Below are 24,393 nucleotides of genomic sequence, written 5' to 3' on the forward strand. Positions count from 1 at the left end.
CCGTCGACCGGCGAAAGTCATTGACTGGTATTATCCGTGATCGCCTGATTTGCCGGGTACCGGTATCGATGCCCCGCTAAGGGGCGATGTCATCGCCGTAGTCAGCACATAAGCGGCCTGGAGGGCTTCCGTGGGGCAGAGTTCGAAGCACTCCTTGCAGTTCCAGCACTCGTTGGCGGCGATTTCGGGCACGAAGGCGATCTCCTTGCGCACGCCGCGGTCGACAAAGCCGATGGCGTGTTTGCCCTTGACCTCGGCGCAGTAGCGCACGCACAGCCCGCAGTGGATGCAGAAGGAAGCCTCCTTTTCGAAGCGGTTGCGGTCGGCACCGTACTCCTTGGCCAGGTCGAGCAGCTCGAAGGCATCCGGCGCGTGGGCCAGCAAGAGTTCGATGATCATCTTGCGGATGCGGTCGATCTTCTCGGAGCGGGTTCTCACCACCAGACCCTCGGCCGCGGGGAACACGCACGAGACCACCATCTTGGTCCAGCCGCGCTCCTCAACCTCCACGATGCACAGGCGGCAGCCGCCGAACGGTTCGAGCTTTTCGTGGTAGCACAGGGTCGGAATCTTGATCCCCGCGCCGCGGGCCGCCTCCAGAAGGGTCATGCCTTCGCTGGCGGTTACCGATTTGCCGTCTATTTCTAAGCGGATTTCACTCATTTGTCTTTGCTCTTTCTGATTGTTCGTTCTTCTTCAGGAACGGGCGGGGGGACCGGCTGACCGGAGATCTTGGTCACCGCGCCGAACTTCGGCGGACAGACCTCGAAGCAGGTGCCGCACTTGGTGCACTTCTCCTGATCGATGATGTGGACCTTGTTCTTGGCGCTGTCAATGGCGTTGGCCGGGCACTTTCTGAAGCACATCCGGCAGGCCTTGCACTTGGTCGGATCGATGTAGTAGTTGATCAGTTCCTTGCAGGAGAGGGCCGGGCAGCGCTTCTCATTGATGTGGGCCTCGTACTCCTCCCGGAAGTAGCGCAGGGTGCTCAAAAACGGGTTGGGCGCGCTCTTGCCCAGGGCGCACAGGGCCGCCTCCATGGCGGTTTCGGACAGGGCCTCGAGCAGCTCGATGTCGCCCTCCTTGCCCTTGCCCTGGGTGATGTTGGTCAGGATCTTGAGCATCTGGCGCAACCCCTCCCGGCAGGGCACGCACTTGCCGCAGGACTCATCGGTGAGGAACTCGATGAAGTAGCGGGCCACATCCACCATGCAGGTGTCCTCGTCCATGACGATCATGCCGCCGGAGCCCATCATGGAGCCGGCCTTGGTCAACTCGTCAAAACCCACCGGCAGATCGAGCTGATCCTCGGGAATGCAGCCGCCGGAAGGCCCGCCGGTCTGCACGGCCTTGAACTTGCGGCCGCCGGGGATGCCGCCACCGATCTTGAAGATGATGTCCTTAAGGGGCGTTCCCATGGGCACCTCCACCAGGCCGGTGTTGGTGATCTTGCCCACCAGGGAGAAGATCTTGGTGCCTTTGCTGGTCTCGGTGCCGTGCTCGGTGAACCAGTCGGCGCCCTTGTTGATGATCATGGGCACGTTGGCCCAGGTCTCCACGTTGTTGAGCACACTGGGTTTTTCCCACAGGCCCTTGATGTTGGAGCGGATGTACTTGGGCCGGGGCTCGCCCACGCGGCCCTCCAGGGCGGTCATCAGGGCGGTGGACTCGCCGCAGACGAATGCGCCGGCGCCCTTGTGCACCTTGACCTCAAAATCGAATCCTGAGCCGAGGATGTTCTTGCCCAGAAAGCCGTACTCCTCGGCCAGCCGGATGGCGGTGTGGACGTTCTCCACGGCCAGGGGATACTCCTGGCGCACGTAAATGTAGCCCTCGTGGGCGCCGATGGCATAGGCGCCCAGGGTCAGCCCCTCGAGAATAGCGTGGGGGTTGCCCTCAAGTAAACTGCGGTCCATATAGGCGCCGGGATCGCCCTCGTCGGCATTGACGATCACGTACTTGACCGGCTCGGGATCGTTGCGCGAGCCCTCCCACTTGCGGCCCGCGGGAAAACCACCGCCGCCGCGACCGCGCAAGTTGGATTTTTTGATCTCCTCCAGAACCTCCTCGTCGGTCATGCGGTCCAGGGCCTTGGCCAGGGCGTTGTATCCGCCGATGGCCAGGTAGTCGTCGATACTCTTGGGATCGACGCTGCTGTTGGAACCGAAGACCAGGCGCTGCTGGTGCTTGTAGAAAGGAATCTTGGATTCCTGGACGATCTTCTCGTTGGTGGCCGGATCGTCGTAGACCAGCCTCTCGATGACCTTCTTGCCTTTGATGGTCTCGGTGATGATCTCGGGCACGTCGTCGGGCTGGATCTGGAAGTAACAGATCTCGTCGGGATGAATGACGATGATCGGGCCCCGTTCGCAGAACCCGTGACAGCCCGTGCGGCGGATATCCACCTCCTTGGCAAGGCCCTGTTTCTCCAGTTCCTCGGCCAGCCTGGCGGCCACGTCATGGCTGCCCGTGGCATGGCAGGCCGACCCGGAGCACAGGGTGATGCAGGGTTTGTTCGGGTCTCTCTGGGAGAGGATGTCCTCCCTGAATGTGTCCAATTCAGCAGGTGAATTAATCAGCGGCATAATTTTATCCTACTCGTATTGTTTTAACACGTCTGCACTCTGGCCTGGCGTCATCTTGCCATGCGTCTTCCCATCGATTTCCACAACCGGCCCCAACGCGCAGCATCCCAGGCAGTTGACCGTCTCCAGGCTGAAGTTGAGATCCAGGTCGGTCTCGCCGGGATGGATGCCGATCTGGTCCTGGACCGCGTCGAGGACACGCGCGGCGCCGCGCACATGGCAGGCGGTGCCCATGCAGATGTGAACGCCGTGGCGGCCCTTGGGCACCAGACTGAAGGCTTTGTAAAAGGTCGCAATGTGCTGGACCCGGGTCAGCGGTACATCGAGACGCTGGCTGACCCGCTCCAGCGCTTCCTTGGGCAGCCAGTTGTTCTCGCTCTGGATCTGCAGGAGCACCTGGATGAGCGAACTGGCCTCGCCGTCATGCTGGTCGATAATCTGATCGATTTTTGCGTTGTTCATAAATGGCCTTCCTGATTGTTGACGAATCCGTCGTCATGTCCTTTTTCCCGGGGCGATTCTTTTTATACCAGCGCGTAACACTTCTGCTCGGTGTCGTAGCGCACAAACCCGTAGCGTGACGAGCTGTTCATGTGCCGGGAAACTTCGGACGGGTTGAGTCCCAGCGCCTCGGCGATCTCTCCGGTCGAAAGGGGCTTTTCTTCCAACAGCGAGGTAATCTGGCTGATGGACATCCGGCTGGCAATCAACTCCTCAAAGAGCCCGCCAAACTGGTCGCTGGTGTAAAAATCCTCATCAGTGTCAGAACTTCGAGGTTTGGATGCCGCTGACCCCGCCGCCGACGATCATTACGTCGCCGTGGTTCGTGTTTCCTCCGGGCTTGTCGGAGAACAGCTATAGTATTTCTTTCGGCAGTACGTCGTTTGACACCTTTATAGACGGATTCGTAAAAAGCCCGATATCGGCGTTACACGTATCCTTCGTCTTGCGGCGTACGACATAGTACGCCTTCATTCCTCAAGAATCCGCAAGCCTTGATCTCAGGCTTTTTACGAATCCGTCGGAACCTTGGTTAGATCACGGCCTGGACGATCTCGGTGATGTCCTTGACGTCCAGGACATCCTCGATTTCCATGTTCAGGCGGCTCTCCTCAAAGTTGGTGATGCAGTAGGGGCAGGCCGTGGCCAGCTCCTGGGCCTGAACGTCCATGGCCTGCTGCAACCGGATGTCGGAAAAACGCTCTTCCTTGGGCGTATCCATCCAGATCCGGCCGCCCCCGCCGCCGCAGCACAGGCTGTCCACGCGGTTGTCGGCCAGCTCCACCAGCTTCAGGCCGGGGATGCGCCGCAACACCTCGCGCGGTTCGTCGTAAATCCCGTTGTGCCGGCCCATGTAGCAGGGATCGTGGTAGGCCACCGTTTTTTCATAGCTGCCCGTGATCTCCAGCCGGCCGCTCTCGATCAGCTCGAGCAGGTACTGGGTGACGTGCACCACCTCGAAATTGGCCATGAACTCGGGATATTCGTTTTTCAGGGTGTGGTAGCAGTGCGGGGAGGAGACCAGGATGCGCTTGACCCCATGATCCACGAAGGTTTTGATGTTCTCTCTGGCCAGGTCCTTGAACACGTTCTCGCTGCCGGTCTTGCGGATGCTCTCGCCGCAGCAGTTCTCTTTCTCGCCCAAGATGCCGAAATCGATGCCGGCCTTGTTGAGAATGCCGGCCGTGGCCACGGCGACCTTTTTCATGCGCGGATCAAAGCTTAAGTAACAGCCCACGAAATAAAGCATCTCCATGCCTTCTTCGAAGGGCTTGACAGCGACGTCATTGGCGCTGACCCAGTCGGCGCGTTTCTTGCGGTCGAACTGCAAGGGGTTGCCTTCGGAAATCAGGCTGGCCCGTGCCGTGCGGGCCGACTTCACCGACGCGGGAAAAACCTCGTAGGCCGTGGCGATACGCCGCAGGGAAACGCCCAGCTCGATCTGCTTGACCCCCCGGGGACAGTACTCGGGGCAGCGCCCGCAGGTGGTGCAGCGCCAGATGTCCTCGCCATCGATCTCCGTCAGCCCGAAGGTGGCCTGCCGGATCAGCTTGCGCATGCTGAACTGCCTCACCCGGTTCCACGGGCAGACCGTATCGCACTTGCCGCATTGAAAACACAGCTTGAATACCTCTCCACCTGCCTCTTTGATCTCTTCGATGACTTCTTTGAAAGGGGCTAATGTTTCCACGGTTATCCGTATCCACTTCTTTGTCTTTTATTATTTATCGTTCATGGCGGACCTGAAGGGTCTCTCGCCAGTGCCTCAGTCAGCCCAAAAAAGTATTATATCGACCAAATAAAAACACAGTATTGGTGAAGCATCAAATAATTAGAAATGAGAAAAAAAGAAAAACCATATTTTTTACAATGTAGTTATAAAAAAGCTATATAATAGCTTTTTCCACAACTAAGCCATATGGGAAAAAGTGTCAATAAAAAACTGAAATTGTATGAAATATCTATCTGTAGAAAAAAATTGCCACCGATTTTTCGTAGATTATCTCCTGATAGAAAAAAATACCAAAAAAGATTCCTGAATGTTTGTCAAATATCTACTATTAGGAGAAATACTTCCATCGCCGGTTGGTTGAGCAATTTTTGGCCGATTTTCTCTCTGTAGAAAATCGGCACCCATGGAAATGTATACCATTAAAGCAAGTCTGACACTCGAAAGGCGACTTCGCCGTACCTATAAAATAATCGTGAATGCGGTGGGCCGATTTTGGACCGAACGGTCCCATTCTACAGAAAAGCTATGGGGCGTCATCGAAATTGTGAATAATTTTCATAGTCCGGTTGATCATCACCGATCGTTTTGAAACAGCGGATCTCCCGCTAAATAAGGCTGTTGGGTGAAAGTAAAATATTGTCGGTGTTCTTCTTCTTAAAAATTTTATTCGATTGCATGCAATTTTTTCAAAAAAAGTTTGACAGCTATGTCGAATCTGATATAACGATGATCTATATAGAACACAACAAATCTCTATGCAGAACTTGACGCTTATCAACGCTCTCACTCGGTGGCGTTACAGCGGCAAACAAATCCGTAATTACAACTAGTGAGGATGTTAACATAACGGAGGGTTAGGTATGCGATACGCAGAAACGGGGTATAACTTAGAAGTCGATTTGGCCACGGGAAACATTGAACGGGTCCAAACGGATCCGAAGCTGGCGGAAACCCTTCTCGGTGGCCTGGGCACCTGTTTGAAAATCATGTGGGACCGGACCACCCCGGACACGCACGCGTTTGATCCGGAAAACCCCCTTATCATCAGTAGCGGGCTGATGGCCGGCACGCCGGCATTCAGTTCCAACCGCACCCTTATTTGCACCCTTTCTCCGAAAACGAACCTGTTGGCGTATCCCATGGGGGGGGGATTCTTTGCTCCGGAACTGAAATACGCGGGCTATGATAAGATCATTTTTACCAACAAATCACCCAAGTGGGTCTATCTGTGGGTACACAATGACAAGGTGGAGATCCGAGACGCGGAACATCTGCTGGGGACGGGTGCCATCGAAGTCCAGGATCTCATTCGGGAAGAACTGAACGAACCCAATGCCCAGGTCGCGGCGATCGGAACGGCCGGGGAGTTGAAGTCATATATCGCCACCGTCGAGATGGGCCGCGGCAGCGCCAGTCGCATGGGGGCGGCATCCGTGTGGGGGGACAAGAAAATCAAGGCCGTTGCGGTCAGAGGGACCAAAGACGTCAACCTGGCCGATGGCCCGGCCTTTTTGGAAGCCTTGAAGGATATGCGTGCGTTTGTAGACGAACGCAATCACAACCGTCTGTCCAGCAAGAATATCATGGATATTCACACCGGCGTGGGATCGCCGCAGGCCATGGAGATCGTGGATGAAAGCTGGCATACGGGCGGGTTTTCATGGGGAAATGCCCGTTACCGCAAAAAAGACTTCTGGAACGATGAACTCGAGGAGGCCTGGACAAAAATTCAATACGGCGCGATCCAGCGTTTCATCAGCTGTTATGCCTGCCCGCAGCAATGTGGGGCCCTGATCTGGCATGAAGAGGATCCGCCTTACATGGCCAAGTGCTACTCCAAGCTTTCCTATCTGTTCGGTTCCGAGACCGAAGACCAGAACTTCAGCTGGAAAATTCTTTCGAAGTCCTTCCGATATGGCGTGGATTCCTTTTCCACTCCGCAGGTTCTGGCGATGGCCGTGGAAATGAGACGCGACGGCGTCCTGAAGGAAGAAGATTTTGCCGCAACCGATGAGTACCCTGCCTGCCCGCCTCCGGAGGAAAAACAGGAGGTTTTCCTGTGGATTCTGGACCGGATCGGCAAAGGACAGGGAATCGGCAAGATTCTTGCTCTGGGAACCAAGGCGGCGGCCGAAAAGATCGGCGTTAATCCGGAGCACTACGCGCACAACATTACCAAAGGGGAAGAGCAGATGAATGTCAAGCTGGGCATGCTCGATCCCATGTACTTTCTCATGTTTGCTACCAATGAGAAACAGAGTGTTCCCCAGATCGAGGGTAACTGGACCCAGGATGCTTTTCGCGATCCTAAGGACCGTGAGGAATTTGTCAAGGACTGGATCCACCTTCCCCATGAACGGTTTATCAAGTATTTTCTGGATTGGGAGCCCAAGAGCCGTGAGGGCGGACCGTTCATGAATCCCGAATACCCGACTCCGGAGATTGCTTCCGACATCGTGGACTGGATGGAGGAAATCCACAACTATGACGACTCCCTGGGGATTTGTTGCGGGATGGGCGGATTTTGCCTCAAGCCGGCCTATCATGTGCACAATTACTATAAATTCGTTTCAACGGCAGCCGGAATCGATGTGGATCAATACGGGCTCAGGAAGATTATTCACAGAAGCCGGAATCTGCACCGGGCCTTCCAAATGAGACGAGGCATGACCCGGGCCGACGACGCGCCACCCGCGGATCACTGGCGCCACCGCTTCCCCGAACTCGAGGAAAAACTCCTGACGACCTATTACAATTTCAAGGGATGGAACGATGACGGGGTTCCGACGCGCATACGCCTCGAGGAGCTGGATCTGGGATACGTCGCCGATGAGCTTGAGGACCTGGGAATTTTGAAAAAGGTCGAAACGACGGATGAGGATAAGGAAACGTGGGAAAGCCGGCGTAAGGAGCAATGGGGATACTAGATAATCGCTAAGGAGCTTAAAATGGCCAAGATAAAGAAAACGATCAGAAGAATCAACATCAAGGCGGATCTGTGCAACGGCTGCCGGTTGTGCGAAATCATGTGCTCGGCGGCGCATTCCACTCCCAAATATGGCACAATTAACCCGGCCAGGGCCCGTATTCAGATCATTCGCGATCCCCTGAAAGACATCTGGCTACCGGTATTTGCCGGAGAATACACGCCCGCCGAGTGCAGCGGACGGCTCAACTACGAGATCGACAACAAATCATACGGAGAGTGCGCCTTCTGCAGGGCCGTATGCCCTTCCCGGGGACGCTTCGTCGAACCGGATTCCGGCCTGCCGCTTGGATGCGACATGTGCCAGAGCGATCCGGAGCTGGAAACACCAGCTTGCGTGGAATGGTGCATGCGTGACGTACTCACTTACGAGGAACGGGAAGTGGAAGTCGAGGAAGAGGACCTAAAACTGGACGAGATGAAGATCGGACTCGAGGCCCTGGCTAACCGGTATGGGATGGATGAAATCAAAGACGCCGTTGCCAGAATGTCTCAAAAAGCGTGAATGCCTAAACAGGGAGAAATCCTTTGGAAACTGTAGCCCCTTTCAAAGAAGTCATTGAAGAGATAAAGGAAAACGGCGGCGAAGCCTTCAAGATGTGCTTTCAGTGCGGCCTATGCGACAGCGTCTGTCCCTGGAACCGGTTCAGAGACTTTTCCATGCGCAAACTGGTCCGGGAGGCCACATTCGGGTTGACCGAAATAGACGGCGAAGACCTGTGGCTTTGCACCACCTGTGGACGATGTCCCGAACGGTGTCCCAGGGGGGTGCAACAGATCGAATCCGGCGTGGCCCTGCGACGGATGGCAAACCTGTACGATGTCTATCCCAAAACGGCAAAACCTCTGCGCACCATCCGGGGAAGCCTGATCAGCGAAGGCAACTCTCTGAGCGGGGAGCGGGGGAAAAGGGGAGCCTGGGCGGACGGAATGGCCGTCAAGCCATTTGCCGCGGATATGGAAATTTTATATTTTCCAGGCTGTTATCCCAGCTTTGATCCGCGGATGAAAAAGGTCGCCCGGGCCACTGCCGAAATTTTAAACAAAGCCGGGGTGAGTTTCGGGATACTGGGAGAAAAAGAAAGCTGTTGCGGGGAAAGCATCCGCAAAACCGGAGCCGAGGAACTTTTCGTCAAACTGGCCAAGGAAAACATCAAAACCTTCATCGATCAGGGCGTCAGGAAAATTCTTGTTTCCTCGCCGCATTGCTACCATACCTTCAAAAACGAATATCCGGATTTCATGGTCCATTTCGAGATCGTCCATATCTCCCAGTACCTGTTCGAACTGATCCAAACGGGCAGGCTCGAGATCAATAAGGAATACAAAAAAACCATCACTTACCATGATCCCTGCTATCTGGGCCGGCATAACAACATTTTCGACGAGCCCCGCGAGGTTCTGAAAAGCGTGCCGGGTATCGGACTGCTCGAACTTTACGAATCCCGACGGGAAAGTCTTTGCTGTGGCGGCGGTGGCGGAAGGGTGTGGATGGAAACGGACAAGGATCAGCGGTTCGGCGCCCTCAGGCTGCAGCAGGCCCTGGACGTCGGAGCCGAAGAACTGGTTACCTGCTGTCCGTACTGCATCACCATGTTCGAAGACAGCCGGATCACCATGGAAATCGAGGACAAGATCGTCATCAAAGACATTACCGAAATCATACAGGCCGTTATCTAACCTTAAACAGGTGAGGTGATATAAAGTGGACACTGAACGGAACGAAATTTTACAGGAACGTCTCGCAGACGGCGATTTCGCAGACGTCATGGTCGTCGGCGGTGGCATCAGCGGCATTCAGGCGTCGCTGGATCTCGCCTCGGCAGGCTTCAAGGTATACATGGTCGACAAATCCCCGACCATCGGCGGGCACATGTCTCAGCTGGACAAGACGTTTCCCACCAATGACTGCTCCATGTGCATCGAGTCGCCGAAATTCATCGAGTGCAACCGGCATCCAAATATTGAAATTCTGACCTATACGGAGATCGCTGCAGTCGAGGGGGAGGCGGGAAATTTTGCCGTTACGCTGATAAAAAAACCACGGTATATCGATGAGGAAAAATGCACGGGATGCACCGCCTGTGTGGAGTATTGCCCCATCAACTATCCCGACCCGTTCAACCAGAATATTTCGGACAACAAGGCCATCCACATTTACTTCGCCCAGGCCGTTCCCCTGGTTACCTATATCGATGACAGCTGTCTGTACCTGAAAGAGGGGAAATGCCGGCTCTGCGAGCGGGTCTGTACCGCCGATGCCATCGATTTCATGCAAAAGCCGGAAAAGATGACCGTCAAGGTCGGCGCGGTGATTCTCGCACCGGGCATCGAAGCCTTTGATCCGACGGTGCAGAAAGAATACCGCTACGGCGAGTTTGCCAATGTCGTCACATCCTTGGACTTCGAACGGCTGCTGTGCGCCACGGGCCCCTATGAAGGAGAGATTCTGCGCGCCACCGACAAGAAACACCCCCACAACATCGCCTGGATCCAGTGCGTGGGCTCCAGAAGGATCACGCCGGGGGAAAACAGCTACTGCTCGGGAGTCTGCTGCACGTATACCCAGAAGCAGGTGATTCTGGCCAAAGACCACGACATGGATGCCAAATGCACCATTTTTCACAATGACATCCGATCGTTCGGAAAGGATTTCGAACGCTTTTACCAGCGCACCGCCAGCCTGCCCGACGTTCGATTCGTTCGCAGCTATGCCTCCATCGTCAAGGAGGATCCGCAAACGGGAAACATTACCGTGCGGTATTCCACGCCCAATGAGGGCGTCAAGGAAGAGGAATTTGATATGGTGGTGCTGTCCGTGGGGCTGACCCCGCCGGCGGGCATGAAGGATCTTGCGGACAAGTTCGGTGTCCAGCTCAACGAGCATGGATTCTGCCAGATCAACCCCACCAATCCCATGCAAAGCTCCCGCAAGGGGGTTTTTATCAGCGGCGCATTCGCCGGTCCCATGGATATTCCGGAATCGGTGCTCAGCGCCAGCGGGGCGGGCTCCCTGTGCGGGGAAATGCTGGATTATCAGCGCGGTGAGCTGGCCCGCAGCCGGGTCTATCCCAACGAGCGGGACGTTACCGCCGAGGAACCCCGGGTGGGGGTCTACGTCTGCCATTGCGGCGCCAACATCGGGCGGGTGGTGAACATCCCGTCCGCGGTGGACTATGCGCTGACCCTTCCCAACGTCGTGCACGCCGAGGACAGTCTGTTTATCTGCTCCACCGAGGCCGCCAAGCGGCTGGCCGATTCCATCCGGGAAAAGGGGTTGAACCGCGTGGTGGTCGCCGCCTGCACACCGCGAACCCACGAACCGCTTTTCCGGGATACGCTGCGTGAGGCCGGCATCAACCAGTACTACTTCGAATTTGCCAATATCCGCGAGCACTGTTCCTGGGTGCATTCCAAGGAACCGGAATCCGCCACGCAAAAGGCCAAGGACCTGATTCGTATGTCGGTGGCGCGTGTCTGTTGCCTGGAACCGCTTCAGGAATTCGAACTGCCCGTGGACAAGAACGCGATGGTTGTCGGCGGTGGGGTTGCCGGCATGACCGCGGCCCTCTCCCTGGCCAATCAGCATCACGATGTGTACCTGATCGAACGGGAAAAACAGCTCGGCGGCATGGCCAGAAGGCTTCATTCCACGCTGGAAGGCATGGACGTGCAGGCCTATCTGAAGGATCTGACGCAGAAGGTTTTTCAGCATCCGCAAGTGCATGTGTACACGGAGGCGTCGATTGTCGAAACCGAAGGGTATGTGGGCAATTTCCACACCAAGGTGCGCTCCAAACGGGGATTGACGGACATCCAGCACGGTGCTTCGATTATCGCCATCGGCGCGGAAGAACACCGTCCCAACGAATACCTTTACGGTGAAGACGAGCGGGTCATGACCCAGCTGGAGCTGGAAGAGCGCATCGCCGGAGGTGATGCGGCCGTCACCGAGGCGCAAAACATCGTCATGATCCAGTGCGTGGGATGCCGAAACGAAGATCGGAATTACTGCAGCCGGATCTGCTGCAGCCATGCGGTCAAAAATGCGCTGACGCTGAAAGAGAAAAATCCGGACATGAACATCTATGTTCTTTTCCGGGATATGCGAACCTACCGGTTTGCCGAAGACTACTACCGGAAAGCATCGGAAAACGAAGTCAAGTTCATCCGCTTTGAGCCGGAAGACGCCCCGACCGTGGAGGCGGCCGAAGCAGAAGGAACGCCTGTTATTCGGGTGACGGCTACCGATTACGTCCTGGGTCAGAAACTCGAACTGGATGCCGATTTTCTGGTCCTGTCGGCGGCAACGGTCCCGGCGGCCACCAGCGACGAAGTATCGCGCCAGTTCAAGGTGACCCTGGGACCGGACGGGTTCTTCACGGAAGCCCATGTCAAATTGCGGCCCGTTGATTTTGCGGCCGAAGGGATTTTCCTGTGCGGCATGGCGCATTATCCGAAACACATCGGCGAAACCATCAGCCAGGCATACGGTGCCGCAGGGCGTGCCGCCGGCCTGTTGTCCCAGGATGCGTTGATCGCATCCGGATCGGTCTGTCAGGTGGATGAAACCCGGTGTGTTTCCTGTGGCGCCTGCATCTCAGTGTGCTCCTACGGGGCCATCGATTTTTACGAAAACGCGAAAGGCTATCGTCCGGCCAGGGTCAATCCCGTTCTGTGTAAGGGAGACGGGCTGTGCAACGCCAAATGCCCGACCGGGGCCATTCAGTTGAAGCACTATACCGACAAGGAAATTGTCCGCCAGCTCGACGCGGAAATTCCGGATCTGAAAGCCTGCGCAGCGGCATAGAAAAAAACGGCTAAGGAGGAAAAAGGTAATGGACGGAGAGCGTGAGTTCAAACCGAGGGTCGTGGGATTTCTGTGCAATTGGTGTTGCTATGGCGGCGCGGACCTTTGCGGTGTTTCCCGATTTCAATACCCCCCCTACATCCGGGTGATCCGGGTGATGTGCTCCGGCAGGGTCGATCCGGCATTTGTGTTGCGGGCCTTTGCCAACGGCGTCGACGGGGTGTTTGTCGGAGGCTGCCACATCAACGACTGCCATTATAATACGGAAGGCAACTACGACGCGTTCGGCATGGTCGGTATCGTTAAAAAACTGTTGGAACAAATCGGCCTGGATCCCGAACGGTTACGCCTGGAATGGGTATCGGCCGGCGAGGGCATCCGGTTTGCGGAGGTAATGAACGATTTTTCCGCAAAACTGAAAAAAATGGGGCCCATGGGAAAAAGTGAAGGCGTGGCTGAAGATGTGCTGAAGCGAAGACTCGATGCGGCAATGAAGATGATCCCCTACATTAAATTGGCGGAAAGAGAGCGGTTGCACAGCAATCAGAGAACGGAAGAAGCATACGCCAAGTTTTATGCCAGCGAAGAATTCGACACACTTTTCAAAAAACTGATCACCGACAAGCTGGAAATCAGCCAGATGATCGCGCTTTTGCGGGAAAAGCCGCGCACCACCGGAGAGCTTGCCGAGTTGTTGGGGTTGACGCCGTCCGAGATCGCCCGGCATGCGAACATTTCGGCGCGGCAGGGATTGTGCCGGTTCGATGAAAGCAAAAACCTGGTTGCCGCCGCATATTATGAGAACGATGACCAGCGCACCGGGGCGCAGACCGATACGGTCCGGGCCGCAGCGCTGGACAATGAGAAAATAGAGGCGATCATCGCCAAATACGAAGGCAAGCCCGGCGCGCTGATTCACGTGCTGATGGAAATCCAGAGCGAAAATCATTGGCTGCCCAAGGAGATCCTGAACGCCATCAGCGACAGGCTGAACGTTCCCTTAAGCCGGGTGATGCAGGTTGCCTCTTTCTACAAAACCTTCAGCCTGACGCCCAAGGGCCGCCATCGGATCCATGTATGCAGTGGCACCTCCTGTCATCTGCGGGGCGCGGACGAGCTGCTGAATTCGGTTCAGGAGTTGGTGGGTGTCAAGGCCGGAGAAGTAGACGCGGACGCCAGATTCAGTCTGGAGACCGGCTGTTGCCTGGGCTCCTGTACCTTGGGGCCGGAGATGATCGTGGATGGAGAACACCATGGCAGGCTTTCTTCCGACAGAGTGGAAGAAGTGCTGAAAAATTACGCATAAGGAATGACCATGCAAAGGATAAATTCAGCAGCTGAGTTGGATGCAAGAAGAGAAGATATACGGGCCGGGAAAGACGCTGACAGGCCGGCCATTGCCGTATGTTCCGGTGCGGGTTGCGCGGGCTTAAGCAACGGCCGAGTGATCGCAGCGTTTGAAAAAGAACTGGAAAGCCAAGGGCTGGCGGGAAAAGTCGACCTCAGGGCCACCGGATGCCACGGTCTTTGTGAGCTGGGGCCCAATGTGGTCATCTATCCGGAAGAGATCTACTATGTCCATGTAAAACCCGAGGACGTTGCGGAAATCGTCAAGGAAACCGTCCAAGGCAAAAAGGTGGTCGATCGCCTGGTTTATTCGGATCCGGCAAGCGGTGAGAAAGCCGTGCATTTAAGCGAGATTCCGTTTTACAAATACCAATCCCGGAACCTGATCGGCAACAATACCCGGATCAATCCTTCCAGTATCGACGACTATATCGGGATCGGCGGATATGCGGCGCTTGCCAAAGCGCTTTTTGGAATGAAACCCGAACAGGTGCTGGACGAAGTCAAAAAGGCCAACCTCCGCGGACGCGGCGGCGGTGGATTTCCCGCCGGCTTGAAGTGGGAGACGACCAGAAATGCGCCGGAGAAGGAAAAATACGTGATTGTCAACGGCCACGAAGGAGAGCCGGGTGCATTCATGGACCGGGCCGTTTTCACGGGAAACCCGCATCTGGTGCTGGAGGGGCTGATTATCGGTGCATACGCCATCGGTGCCCATCAGGGATTTATCTACACCCGCCATGACTCAAAGCTGTTGAAGCAGAATATCGACCGTGCCCTGAAACAGGCCCGGGAAAATGGCCTGTTGGGAGAAAATATTCTCGGTTCCGGCTTTGATTTCGATGTGGAAGTTCATTTTGATGTGGGTATTTTCGTTTCCGGTGAATCCAGCGCCCTGATGCGTTCCATTGAAGGAAAGAATCCGGAACCGCGGCCCAAGTACATCCGGACATCGGTCAGCGGCATCTGGGACAAACCCAGCAATCTGAACAACGTGGAAACCTGGGCCAACGTGCCGCAGATCATCGAAAAAGGGGCCGAGTGGTATACCGGGATCGGAACGGAGAGCAGCAAGGGAACCAAAATGATTTCGCTTTCCGGCAACATCGTCAACTCCGGTGTGGTGGAAGTGCCTTTCGGCACCACGCTGCGGCAGATCATCTTCGATATCGGCGGCGGCATTCCCGGAGGAAAAAAGCTCAAGGCACTTCACTTCGGCGGTGCCATGGGTGGCTCCATTCCCGAAAGTCTCATCGACACGCCGCTGGATTTTGACGCGCTAAAAAAGGTAGGCGCCCCCATGGGTGCCGGTGCGCTCATGGTGATGGACGAAGATACGGACATGGTCGAGATGGCCAGATTTTTCCTTACCTTTCTCACCAATGAATCCTGCGGCAAATGCGTCCCCTGCCGCGAGGGAATTCAGCAACTGCTCAAGATTCTGACCGACATCTGCAAGGGAGAAGGAAAAAAAGGCGATATCGAGACTATGGAGGAGATTGCCGACGTGATGAGTGCGGCATCTTTGTGTTCGTTGGGAAAAACCGCCACCGATCCGCTCCGGGGGACCCTGAAATATTTCAGGGAGGAATACGAAACGAACATTCACTAGCCAAACGGACTATAAAGAGGGTTGATCGATGGGTGACATTACATTGGAAATCGACGGCAAAAGCATCGCGGCAAAAGAGGGCACCACCGTTTTGGAAGCTGCCCGCAGCGCGGATATTTTCATTCCCACGCTTTGTCACAACGAAATGCTGGAACCGTACGGCGGATGCCGACTGTGCACGGTGGAGGTGGAAAGCCGCGGCCGGAAAAAACTGGTGGCCAGTTGTCTTTACCCGGTGGAGCCGGACCTGATTGTCCGCACACGCACGGAAATGGTGGATAAGGTTCGCAAACTGGTCCTGGAATTCTTGCTTGCGCATGCCCCGGATTCCGTACGCATGAATGAGTTAGCCGCCGAATACGGGGCGGACAAAGACCGCTTCGGAAAGGAATCTTCGTTCTGTATCCTGTGCGGTTTGTGCGTGAGATACTGTGCCGAGGTCAAAAAGAGAAACGTCATCGGGTTCGTTGATCAGGGTGCCAAACGGGAGATTAATTTCATTCCCGAACTGGCCGCCCAATATTGCTGGGACTGCAAGGAGTGTTTTCCGCTGTGTCCGACATCATATTTGCAGGCTGCTTACCATCTGACCCATGCCATCGCGTTTCCGTCGCTTTCGCTGGATGAGGTTGCGCAGGCTTAAACACCATAGGAGGTGACCCATGGCGGCACTATTTTCCGCCCGAGAGATCGCCGCAGCTGCGGTTGAAAAAGAAAAGATGCGCAGGGCGTTTTATCAGTCCGTGGCCGAACTGACCACGGACGAAAAACTCAAGGCGCTTTTTACCTTCCTCAAAGAGGAAGAAGACCATCACGTCCATGAATTTGAAAACATTCGTGATCATTTTCCCGAAGAAGGGGGGCACCCGGAAGAGTATGTCGAAGATATGGAAGCCTATATGGATTCGGTCATTGACGACCGACTCTATGCGGACATCGACTCCGAGGCGTTCGTCCAAAAGGCCCTTGGCGAAGGCAATGTGTTTGATATGGCCATCGGTTTTGAAAAAGATGCCATTTTATATTTTCGCGAGTTCCTTCCCTTTTTAAATTCATCCGACCGGACCATTGTTGAGAAAATGATTGATGAGGAAAAGGGACATATCCGGAAACTGGCGGATATGAAAAAACAAGTGGCCGGATAGATGATATGCCGCCGAGAACATCCCCAAAACGTTTATAACGGATTCCGGTCCATGGAAACATCGCTGGTACTGAAAAATGGACTGGCGGGCGGCGGCGTCTCCGGACGAAGCACCACATGGGCGCCCGACGGACCGGAACCGCTCTCCTGGGGCCTGAAAGAGGCGTTGCGGCTGGTCCTTGAGACCATCCGTCCCCTTCCCGCCGAAGAGGTCTCCCTGGTGGAAAGCGTGGGACGGATGGCAGCGGCCGATCTTTTCTCGCTGGTAAATTCACCGGGCATGGACTCTTCCCGCAAGGATGGCTTTGCTGTGGCTTCCGGGGACATTGCCGGGGCCACGGAAAGCGATCCCGTCCAGCTGCCGGTTTCGGGTACCCTGGCCGCCGGTGACAAAAGCGACATTCCGCTTTGCCCCGGAACCACCGTCCGGGTTTTGACCGGTGCCCGGATTCCCGCCGGCGTCGATGCGGTGGTGGCCGAGGAATACGTTGTCCGGAAGGGAAACACCATCCTTTTCGGCTCACCGATCCGGCCCGGCAAGAACGTGCTGCTTCGCGGCAGCGATATCTCCATGGAACACCGCATTGTGGGGGCAGGGCAACTGATCAGCCCGCTCGTCGCCGGCCTGCTGGCCGCGGGCGGATACAGCACGGTTCCGGTGAGGAAAACACCCACGGTGGGCATTGTGGGAACCGGCGATGAAATCGTCAAGCCAGGTACCCCTCTGAAAGACGGTCAGTTGTATGCCAGCAATATTGTCACCCTTGCGGGGTGGTGCAAAAAATACGCAATGCCCTCGCGCATGACTACGGTCAAAGACGATTACGACGCCCTGTACGATACCCTGAAAGCGCTTTCGGAAGAAACCGACGCCCTGATTACTTCCGGCGGCGCATGGATGAGCGACCGTGATTTCGTTGCCCAGGCCTTTGATGAGCTGGGCTGGAGAAAACTGTTTCACCGGATCCGCATGGGCCCCGGAAAAGCCGTGGGTTTCGGCATGCTGGGCAACAAACCCGTATTCGTCCTTGCCGGCGGGCCGCCATCCAACCTGATGGGCTTTCTCCAGATTGCCCTGCCGGGACTTCAGGCCCTTTGCGGCCATGCCGACCCGGGGCTGCCCACCATCACTGCCCGGCTGGCCCAGGATATCAAGGACGGCAAAAAAGACTGGTCGGATTTTTATTACGGGAAACTTGAAGCGGGAGACGATTTGCCGCTCTTTCATCCCATGAAAAAACGCATCCGCCTGGCTGGCATTGCCGAAACGACAGCCGTGGCCCGCGTTCCCGAAGGAGAGGAAACGCTTTTGGCCGGTTCGGTGATATCCGTGCAGCGGATCGAATAGTCGCTGGCGGTATAGAGCCCGTTTGGTAAATCCGTCTAAGGCCCGCTAACGGTGTTGGAAAGTGTCTCAAAATGCTCACATATTACATATGTGCTCCGCTTTTGAGCCATTTTCCGCCTTGTTATCGAGCCTGATCCAGACTTCTCAAACAGGCTCTAAAAGAAGCTAAAGGGTCAAGTGCAGACTTGACCCTTTTGTCAGTTGGTAAACACTATAGTGCGAAACGCCCGCTACAATTTGAAGTTACCTGCGTTTCTGAATATACTGACTAATGATCGCTTTGAATTCAAGAGCTGACCTTTACTTTCTATTTTAAAATACCTGATGGATCTGCTTAATCGATCCACCACTGATTCGCTACAGGAAACGAAGTTCGTTCCATCCCTCAGATATAGATTAAAGAATTTATCTCCTTTCTCATTGCAGTAATCTAAATCCTTTGTAACCCATTCACTGTTTTTCTCATTAGCAGGCATAGCCATGTAAAACCTCCTTTTTTTTAAAATATAGAAGTAAGCAGTGAAAGTAAATCTTGAATAACAACCACTATACATATTTTTGTTCTTCTTCGCAAGCTGAACCTTTGAAAAACAGCAATTCTCGATGAATGATTGGACTTTCGTTGAAAGTCAAATAGCGACTGCAAATTGATGGGATTGGTCCACTTAAGCATCGTCCTTGTGGTAGCGAATCAGCCCCTCCTGGGCCACGGAGGCCACCAGAACACCCTCCCTGGTAAAAAAACGGCCAACGGTCAGGCCCCTGGCCCCAGACGCACTGGGGCTGTTCATTTCGAAAAGCATCCAGTTGTCCATACGGAAATCCCGGTGAAACCACATGGCGTGATCCAGGCTGGCCGTCTGAATCTCGGGATTCCAGACGGTGTGGCCATGGGGACGCAGGGAGGTGGGGACCATGCCGAAATCCGAGGCGTAGGCCAGCATGTACTGGTGCACGGCCGGATCGTCGGGCATGGGACCGATGGCCCGGAACCAGAACGCGCAACTTGGCGCCTTTTTTTCCGGACGCGATGGGTCGATCGGATCAATGGGCCGGAGCTCAATGGGTTTGTCACAGAGAACTTTCTCACGGATGCCCGGGGGCAAATGGTCGCCCAGCCGCCGGGCCATCTCGATATCCGGTTCCAGCCCCGTCGGCCCCTGCACATCGGGCATTTTTTTCTGGTGGCCGAACCCGGGTTCAACGATCTGATACGATGCGGACATGAAAAAAATGGCATGGCCTTTCTGAACGGCCACCACCCGGCGAGTGGTGAAGCTTTTACCGTCCCGAATACAGTCCACCGTATAGACGATTGGCTTGGTTGCATCCCCGGGACGCATAAAATAGGCATGCAGGCTATGGGTATGACGGTCGGCGGGAACGGTCTGGGAAGCGGCCGACAGCGCTTGACCCAAAATCTGGCCACCAAACACGGCTCTATAGCCCAGGTCCTGGCTCTGCCCCCGGAAAATATTTTCTTCGATTTTCTCCAGTTTCAACAATTGCAACAGTTCTTCAAGAACGTTTTTCTCAACACAAACAGACATAACCGATCTCTTTTCATAACAAGTAAGCGTTTTCAAAATGGCGTTGACAACCTTCGCGCTCATGAGGATGACTGATGAGGCTGATGCTCTTATAGTCCCCATGGCCAATATCCTTCAACCCTTTTAAAACCAAAACCAAGGAGGACATGCATGCCGGCAGCGAAAAATGCAACGGAAATTTTCAAATATAATGAGAGCTCTGTTTCATCCATCAGGCAGCTTTTTGCCATCCGATCGTTGTTTCCTTGACAGCCAATATTTTTTTGCCACCTTTCCGCCAGCCTTAACCATTCACTACAGCAAGAGAATCGGCGGCACCATCCTTTGTGGCATGGATAAAAAAGGCTAATCGGTTCTGTATATTAACATCACTGTTGCCTGCATCCATGTCCAAGGTGAGAAAATTTAAATCCGGAAAGAGATCTGCTACTTTTTTGGAAATACCCTTGGCCACAATATGGTTGGCAATGCATCCAAACGGCTGAAGGCTGATAATATTCCGGATTCCGGATTCCGCCATGGTAACGATCTCACCGGGCAGCAACCACCCCTCTCCGGCCTGGTTGGAAAGGCTAACGATTTTTTCTGCTTTTTTTGAGAGTTCAACGATGGGTTGAATCGGTTCCAAGGCAAACCTGAAAGACGACATCAGGTTGTTGACGTACCGAATTTTAGCATCAACCCGCCTTTGCACGAAAGCCAAACTCCATCTGTCCAAACTGAGAGATGACTGAATGTGATGGACCTGATTAAACGGGATATTGACAAACGTCTGAAGAAAAAAAGTAATCAGTGGCGGAACGATGACCTGGATGCCTTCACGCGTCAATCGCTCAACAATATTTCCATTGCTAAACGGATTGTATTTTACATATATTTCACCGACCAGACCCACTTTGGGATAGCTGCCGGCATACGTTTTAATCCTGTTGAAATCACCAATCGCCTTTTTCAAAATATCATCACCGTCTTTAAGGGTCCATCGGCCGATATGATTGCGGGCCTGGTCAAAATGCTTTTTCAGCACCGCCAGGGAATCCCCCCTTGTGATCTCCCTGACAGCCGTGGCATGATACATTCGGATGAGCTGATCGACCACCAGGAGGATTGAGAATATCAAGCTGATCACTCTAGGCCTGTTAACGGAAAAGCCGGGCTGGATGTTTGCACTCTTTGTGCTGAAGGATGCGGCCACAACCGGAATGTTATCGTATCCCGCCAGCAAAAGGGCCTTTTTCAAGAGTGACACGTAGTTTGTCGCTCGGCATTGTCCACCTGTTTCGGTAAGTGCCACCGCCGTTTCATTTAAACGATAGTTTCCGCTTTTCAACGCTTTGATAATATCGCCGATCGTCACTATGGCCGGATAACACGCGTCGTTATTGACGTACTTTAGCCCCAGTTTTACCGAGTTTGTATCTGACGGTGGAAGAACCTCCAGCGGATATCCCATTAGCGAAAAAGCGGATTGTATAAAAATCGAATAAAACGGAGAAAAGTTTGGCACTAACACCTTGCGATGCCTGTCTTTTTTATTGAACGCCGGCAACTTGTGGCGACAGGCCGGGACCGTTGGTTTTAAGGCTTCCGAGCGTGATTCCACCAAGGATCGAATGCGCAACTTCGCCGAACCAATGCTGGTGACTTCGTCAATTTTCAAAATAGTGGGCGTTTTTCCATATGTCTTGAGAATGGCTTTCACTTCATCGATCACAATGGCATCCGGCCCGCATCCGAATGAGTTGAGTTGTAGAAATTCCGCATGGGGCTCTTTGCCGGTCCAATGGGCGGCGCGGTAAAGCCGGTTGGAATATTCCCATTGATCGGCGACTTCCAGTGAATCGGGTAGAACAATATTGTCAAGTGGCAGAGCATCTTCTGTCAACACATGAATCCCCATTCGGCTGATCAAATCGGGGATGTCATGATTAATTGCCGGATCGACATGATAGGGACGTCCGGCAAGGACCACCATCAATTCTTTATGGGCCCTTGCTTTTTCAATGGTTTTTCGGCCTGCTTCCTGAAGCGTCTTTTTAAAATCATTCATCGCCTGCAACGCCCTGGAAAAGGCCTGTTGAAATTTTAATTCAGTGACATGGAAACCACTAACATACTGCCAGCAAGCCTTTTTTAACAGTTTTGTTTCGTTAAAGTTGATGGCAGGGCTATCAAGCGCCACACCATATCGCTCCGGGTTGATGGCACTGTCTATGACGTCCGGATAACCCGTCACGATGGGGCAATTGAAATGATTGGCTTCATCTTTGAACTGGCCGGTCTCGAAGACGACACGCGGAAAAAAGATGCGATCCACTTTTTTCTCTATGAGGTCAAATATGTGCGCATGAACCTGCTTTGCCGGATAACAAATATTGTCGGACATGATTGTCGTGGCACTTTTTGGACGAAGACCGTCATTGGGCGAAGAGCGGATGACCCTGAAACCGATTTCAGCAAAAAAGGTGGCCCAAAACGGGTAGTTCTCAAAAAAATTCAAAACCATCGGAATACCTATGGACAATGTGCCCCTGTCAGCCGATGCATCGGGCAAACGCTCCAACAATGCATGCTTTACTTTGAAAAGATTATCGCCGGGTTTAATCACCTTATCGCCATTGGTAAAATGGCGTTCGCAACGATTCCCGGTATAATAGCTGCGTCCATTGGGGAACCGCAGCATCTGCACCCTGCAGTTATTTGTGCACCCCTTGCAGACGAGTTGTTTTTCTACTGCCTTGCAGCTTGAATCCAGGTTTTGAAACAGCGTCGGTTTACTCCCGGCATTGCCATCTTCTTCTCCTGAACACTGCCGGGCAGTAATGGCCGCCCCATAGGCGCCCATGTATTCGGCAATGGTTGGCCGAATCACTTTTCTTCCCAATAATTTCTCAATGGCCCTTAAGACCGCCGGGTTTTTAAATGTGCCGCCCTGTACGACAACACGATCGCCCAGTTCATCCGTATCGGAAATTCTCAATACTTTGTGCAGGCAGTTCTGGATAACCGAGTAAGACAATCCTGCTGCCACATCAGCCACATCGTTGCCTTGGCGCAATGCCTGTTTAACACTGGAGTTCATGAAAACCGTACAGCGGCTGCCTAAATCCACGGGATGTTTGGCGGAGCAGGCCAGTTCACCGAATTCGGCCGCAGTGTATCCCAGAGAATCGGCAAATGTCTCTATAAAAGAACCACAACCGGATGAACAGGCTTCGTTGACTTCGATTTTCTTGATTATTCCATCTTCAACGAAGATGGCCTTCATATCCTGCCCACCGATATCCAGAATGAAAGACACATGGGGATCAAATTTCTTGGCAGCATAAAAATGGGCCAATGTTTCGACCATGCCGTTATCAATGTTAAATGCCGCACGGATCAGTTCTTCACCGTAGCCGGTGACAACACATTGCTTTGGGTTTACTTGGATTCCTTGTGCGTCAAGTGTTTGCTTGAGTGCGATTAACGCTTTTCTGACACTTTTGATGGGATTGCCGTGGTTGTTATCATAATGACGAAACAGGATCTGGTCCTTGTTATCGATGACCACAATTTTGGTGGTCGTGGAGCCGGCATCAATGTCCACGAAAACATTTTTTCCGTCCACGCTTGACAATGGGGCCTGGGGTATTGCGTATTGAGCTTTTTCTTGATCCCACCGGGATCGTTCTCGCTCATCTTTGAAGATCATCTCATATTGGGTTGGTATGGCGAGATTGCCTCCCTTTTGCTGCAGCCCGCGTGCAAATTCAGCAAGAGTGCTTGTATTGGAGGCATTCGCGTTAAGGGTCAAGGCCGCCCCATAGGCCGGATATACCTTGGACATATCCGGCAGAATCGCCTCCTTCTCCTTTAACGACAGAATTCTTAAAAAAAATTTTCTCAGCGAACAATAATAAGACAACGGCCCACCCACCAAAATCGCCGGGGACCTGATTTCATGACCTCTGGCAAGCGAATTCACCGCTTGAATGGCCACCGCCTGAAACACGGAAGCGGCTATTTCGGTTTTGGGAACCCCGGTGTTGATCAGGTTTTGAATATCTGTTTTAGCAAAAACCCCACAGCGAGACGCGATGGTATGACAACGTTTTCCCTTTAGCGCCAATTCATCCAGCTCAGTTGTGGCCACATTCATCAGGCTTGCCATCTGATCGATAAATGCGCCTGTTCCTCCGGCACAATTGCCATTCATACGCATATCCGGACGGCAATTCCGGTTGAAAAAGATCATTTTACTGTCTTCACCGCCGATATCGATAACCATCTTGCATTGTGGGTGCTGCATCAAAGCGGCCTCCGCCACCGCCACCATCTCCTGCACGAATGGCAAATCCGTACGTTCAGCCAGGCCCATTCCGGCGGAACCGGTAAATATCGGCGAAATCGATATATTGCCCCGGTTTTTCCTCAGGTGCGTCAACATATTTTGTAGGGTTCCCAGGATATCTGCCTTGTGGCGACGATAATCGGAATATCTGACGTTTCCGCCCGGATCGATCAACACCAGTTTCGCAGTTGTGGACCCAATATCCAAACCCAGACGAAATTGCTCGGAAGTATGGTCAGAATAATTTTGTTCCCTATTATTTCCTTTCCACATTCTCATGCCTCCATCATTCATTCAGGATGTCGTGATTATGACAGATGACAACTCATTCGTTTAACGTATTCGTTAACTCATTGCAAAAAAATATAAACAGGTTAGCTCATAAAGTCGTGACCATTTTGAGTCTATTGCTTTTTTGTCCCATAACCGACTGTCCGTATTTATG

Annotated in this window: 17 protein-coding genes and 1 pseudogene; 10 read left to right on the forward strand and 8 right to left on the reverse strand. The window is 53.7% G+C overall.

The features are described from left to right. Positions 1 to 30: 30 nt before the first annotated feature. From GN112_RS30800 to GN112_RS30820, 5 genes are all read right to left on the reverse strand, one after another. Positions 31 to 663, reverse strand: coding sequence for a 2Fe-2S iron-sulfur cluster-binding protein (locus tag GN112_RS30800; protein ID WP_155313647.1), 633 nt, complete (start codon positions 661 to 663; stop codon positions 31 to 33). Continuing rightward, the gene (locus GN112_RS30805) at positions 660 to 2,585 is read right to left on the reverse strand and encodes an NADH-quinone oxidoreductase subunit NuoF (RefSeq protein ID WP_155313648.1); all 1,926 of its coding nucleotides are present in this window, start codon (positions 2,583 to 2,585) and stop codon (positions 660 to 662) included. The genes GN112_RS30800 and GN112_RS30805 overlap by 4 nt, the downstream gene beginning before the upstream one ends. A 9-nt stretch (positions 2,586 to 2,594) precedes the next feature. Next, entirely contained in the window at positions 2,595 to 3,047 is a 453-nt protein-coding gene (locus tag GN112_RS30810) for a complex I 24 kDa subunit family protein (RefSeq protein ID WP_155313649.1), read from the reverse strand. A 62-nt stretch (positions 3,048 to 3,109) separates the two neighbouring features. Beyond that, positions 3,110 to 3,280 (reverse strand): ArsR family transcriptional regulator, encoded by a 171-nt coding sequence (locus tag GN112_RS30815; RefSeq protein ID WP_155313650.1) that lies wholly within the window; start codon positions 3,278 to 3,280, stop codon positions 3,110 to 3,112. Positions 3,281 to 3,618: 338 nt separating this feature from the next. Beyond that, complete coding sequence (locus tag GN112_RS30820; protein WP_174247678.1) at positions 3,619 to 4,776, reverse strand: (Fe-S)-binding protein; 1,158 nt, start codon at positions 4,774 to 4,776, stop codon at positions 3,619 to 3,621. A 902-nt stretch (positions 4,777 to 5,678) separates the two neighbouring features. Here GN112_RS30820 and GN112_RS30825 point away from each other — a divergent pair. From GN112_RS30825 to GN112_RS30870, 10 genes and pseudogenes are all read left to right on the forward strand, one after another. Beyond that, entirely contained in the window at positions 5,679 to 7,745 is a 2,067-nt protein-coding gene (locus GN112_RS30825; protein ID WP_155313652.1) for an aldehyde ferredoxin oxidoreductase N-terminal domain-containing protein, read from the forward strand. A gap of 21 nt (positions 7,746 to 7,766) precedes the next feature. Then, positions 7,767 to 8,309: a 4Fe-4S dicluster domain-containing protein gene (locus GN112_RS30830; protein ID WP_155313653.1), complete on the forward strand. Its 543-nt coding sequence runs from the start codon at positions 7,767 to 7,769 to the stop codon at positions 8,307 to 8,309. A gap of 23 nt (positions 8,310 to 8,332) precedes the next feature. After that, entirely contained in the window at positions 8,333 to 9,484 is a 1,152-nt protein-coding gene (locus GN112_RS30835; protein ID WP_173180030.1) for a (Fe-S)-binding protein, read from the forward strand. 88 nt (positions 9,485 to 9,572) lie between these two features. Next, a complete protein-coding gene (locus tag GN112_RS30840) occupies positions 9,573 to 12,614 on the forward strand; it encodes an FAD-dependent oxidoreductase (protein ID WP_155314465.1) in 3,042 nt (1,013 codons plus the stop codon). A 28-nt stretch (positions 12,615 to 12,642) separates the two neighbouring features. Beyond that, positions 12,643 to 13,407, forward strand: a pseudogene (locus tag GN112_RS34975) (hydrogenase iron-sulfur subunit); the annotation flags it as partial. Between the two features lie 87 nt (positions 13,408 to 13,494). After that, the gene (locus GN112_RS34980) at positions 13,495 to 13,920 is read left to right on the forward strand and encodes an NADH-quinone oxidoreductase subunit NuoE family protein (protein ID WP_414736158.1); all 426 of its coding nucleotides are present in this window, start codon (positions 13,495 to 13,497) and stop codon (positions 13,918 to 13,920) included. A gap of 9 nt (positions 13,921 to 13,929) precedes the next feature. Next, on the forward strand, positions 13,930 to 15,573 hold the full coding sequence (locus GN112_RS30855) for a (2Fe-2S) ferredoxin domain-containing protein (protein ID WP_155313654.1): 1,644 nt from the start codon (positions 13,930 to 13,932) through the stop codon (positions 15,571 to 15,573). A 28-nt stretch (positions 15,574 to 15,601) separates the two neighbouring features. After that, positions 15,602 to 16,216: a 2Fe-2S iron-sulfur cluster-binding protein gene (locus tag GN112_RS30860; RefSeq protein ID WP_155313655.1), complete on the forward strand. Its 615-nt coding sequence runs from the start codon at positions 15,602 to 15,604 to the stop codon at positions 16,214 to 16,216. A gap of 19 nt (positions 16,217 to 16,235) precedes the next feature. Next, complete coding sequence (locus GN112_RS30865; protein WP_155313656.1) at positions 16,236 to 16,718, forward strand: ferritin-like domain-containing protein; 483 nt, start codon at positions 16,236 to 16,238, stop codon at positions 16,716 to 16,718. A 51-nt stretch (positions 16,719 to 16,769) separates the two neighbouring features. Beyond that, entirely contained in the window at positions 16,770 to 18,065 is a 1,296-nt protein-coding gene (locus GN112_RS30870; RefSeq protein ID WP_155313657.1) for a molybdopterin molybdotransferase MoeA, read from the forward strand. Positions 18,066 to 18,730: 665 nt separating this feature from the next. Here the strand turns inward: GN112_RS30870 and tesB are convergent. The 3 genes from tesB to GN112_RS30885 all read right to left on the reverse strand — a co-directional run bounded on the left by tesB (position 18,731) and on the right by GN112_RS30885 (position 24,221). Further along, complete coding sequence (gene tesB / locus GN112_RS30875) at positions 18,731 to 19,615, reverse strand: acyl-CoA thioesterase II (protein ID WP_155313658.1); 885 nt, start codon at positions 19,613 to 19,615, stop codon at positions 18,731 to 18,733. An 89-nt stretch (positions 19,616 to 19,704) separates the two neighbouring features. After that, entirely contained in the window at positions 19,705 to 19,845 is a 141-nt protein-coding gene (locus GN112_RS30880) for a hypothetical protein (RefSeq protein ID WP_155313659.1), read from the reverse strand. Positions 19,846 to 19,898: 53 nt separating this feature from the next. Then, the gene (locus GN112_RS30885; RefSeq protein ID WP_162459192.1) at positions 19,899 to 24,221 is read right to left on the reverse strand and encodes an acyl-CoA dehydratase activase; all 4,323 of its coding nucleotides are present in this window, start codon (positions 24,219 to 24,221) and stop codon (positions 19,899 to 19,901) included. Positions 24,222 to 24,393 lie beyond the last annotated feature (172 nt).

It is taken from the genome of Desulfosarcina ovata subsp. ovata (assembly GCF_009689005.1).
Lineage (GTDB): Bacteria > Desulfobacterota > Desulfobacteria > Desulfobacterales > Desulfosarcinaceae > Desulfosarcina > Desulfosarcina ovata.

Excerpts from the sequence above, each read along its gene's own strand:
- GN112_RS30800 (WP_155313647.1), bottom strand. The coding sequence starts at position 663 with ATGAGTGAAATCCGCTTAGAAATAGACGGCAAATCGGTAACCGCCAGC.
- GN112_RS30805 (WP_155313648.1), bottom strand. The coding sequence starts at position 2,585 with ATGCCGCTGATTAATTCACCTGCTGAATTGGACACATTCAGGGAGGAC.
- GN112_RS30810 (WP_155313649.1), bottom strand. The coding sequence starts at position 3,047 with ATGAACAACGCAAAAATCGATCAGATTATCGACCAGCATGACGGCGAG.
- GN112_RS30815 (WP_155313650.1), bottom strand. The coding sequence starts at position 3,280 with ATGTCCATCAGCCAGATTACCTCGCTGTTGGAAGAAAAGCCCCTTTCG.
- GN112_RS30825 (WP_155313652.1), top strand. The coding sequence starts at position 5,679 with ATGCGATACGCAGAAACGGGGTATAACTTAGAAGTCGATTTGGCCACG.
- GN112_RS30830 (WP_155313653.1), top strand. The coding sequence starts at position 7,767 with ATGGCCAAGATAAAGAAAACGATCAGAAGAATCAACATCAAGGCGGAT.
- GN112_RS30840 (WP_155314465.1), top strand. The coding sequence starts at position 9,573 with ATGGTCGTCGGCGGTGGCATCAGCGGCATTCAGGCGTCGCTGGATCTC.
- GN112_RS30855 (WP_155313654.1), top strand. The coding sequence starts at position 13,930 with ATGCAAAGGATAAATTCAGCAGCTGAGTTGGATGCAAGAAGAGAAGAT.
- GN112_RS30860 (WP_155313655.1), top strand. The coding sequence starts at position 15,602 with ATGGGTGACATTACATTGGAAATCGACGGCAAAAGCATCGCGGCAAAA.
- GN112_RS30865 (WP_155313656.1), top strand. The coding sequence starts at position 16,236 with ATGGCGGCACTATTTTCCGCCCGAGAGATCGCCGCAGCTGCGGTTGAA.
- GN112_RS30870 (WP_155313657.1), top strand. The coding sequence starts at position 16,770 with ATGGAAACATCGCTGGTACTGAAAAATGGACTGGCGGGCGGCGGCGTC.
- tesB (WP_155313658.1), bottom strand. The coding sequence starts at position 19,615 with ATGTCTGTTTGTGTTGAGAAAAACGTTCTTGAAGAACTGTTGCAATTG.
- GN112_RS30880 (WP_155313659.1), bottom strand. The coding sequence starts at position 19,845 with ATGGCAAAAAGCTGCCTGATGGATGAAACAGAGCTCTCATTATATTTG.
- GN112_RS30885 (WP_162459192.1), bottom strand. The coding sequence starts at position 24,221 with ATGTGGAAAGGAAATAATAGGGAACAAAATTATTCTGACCATACTTCC.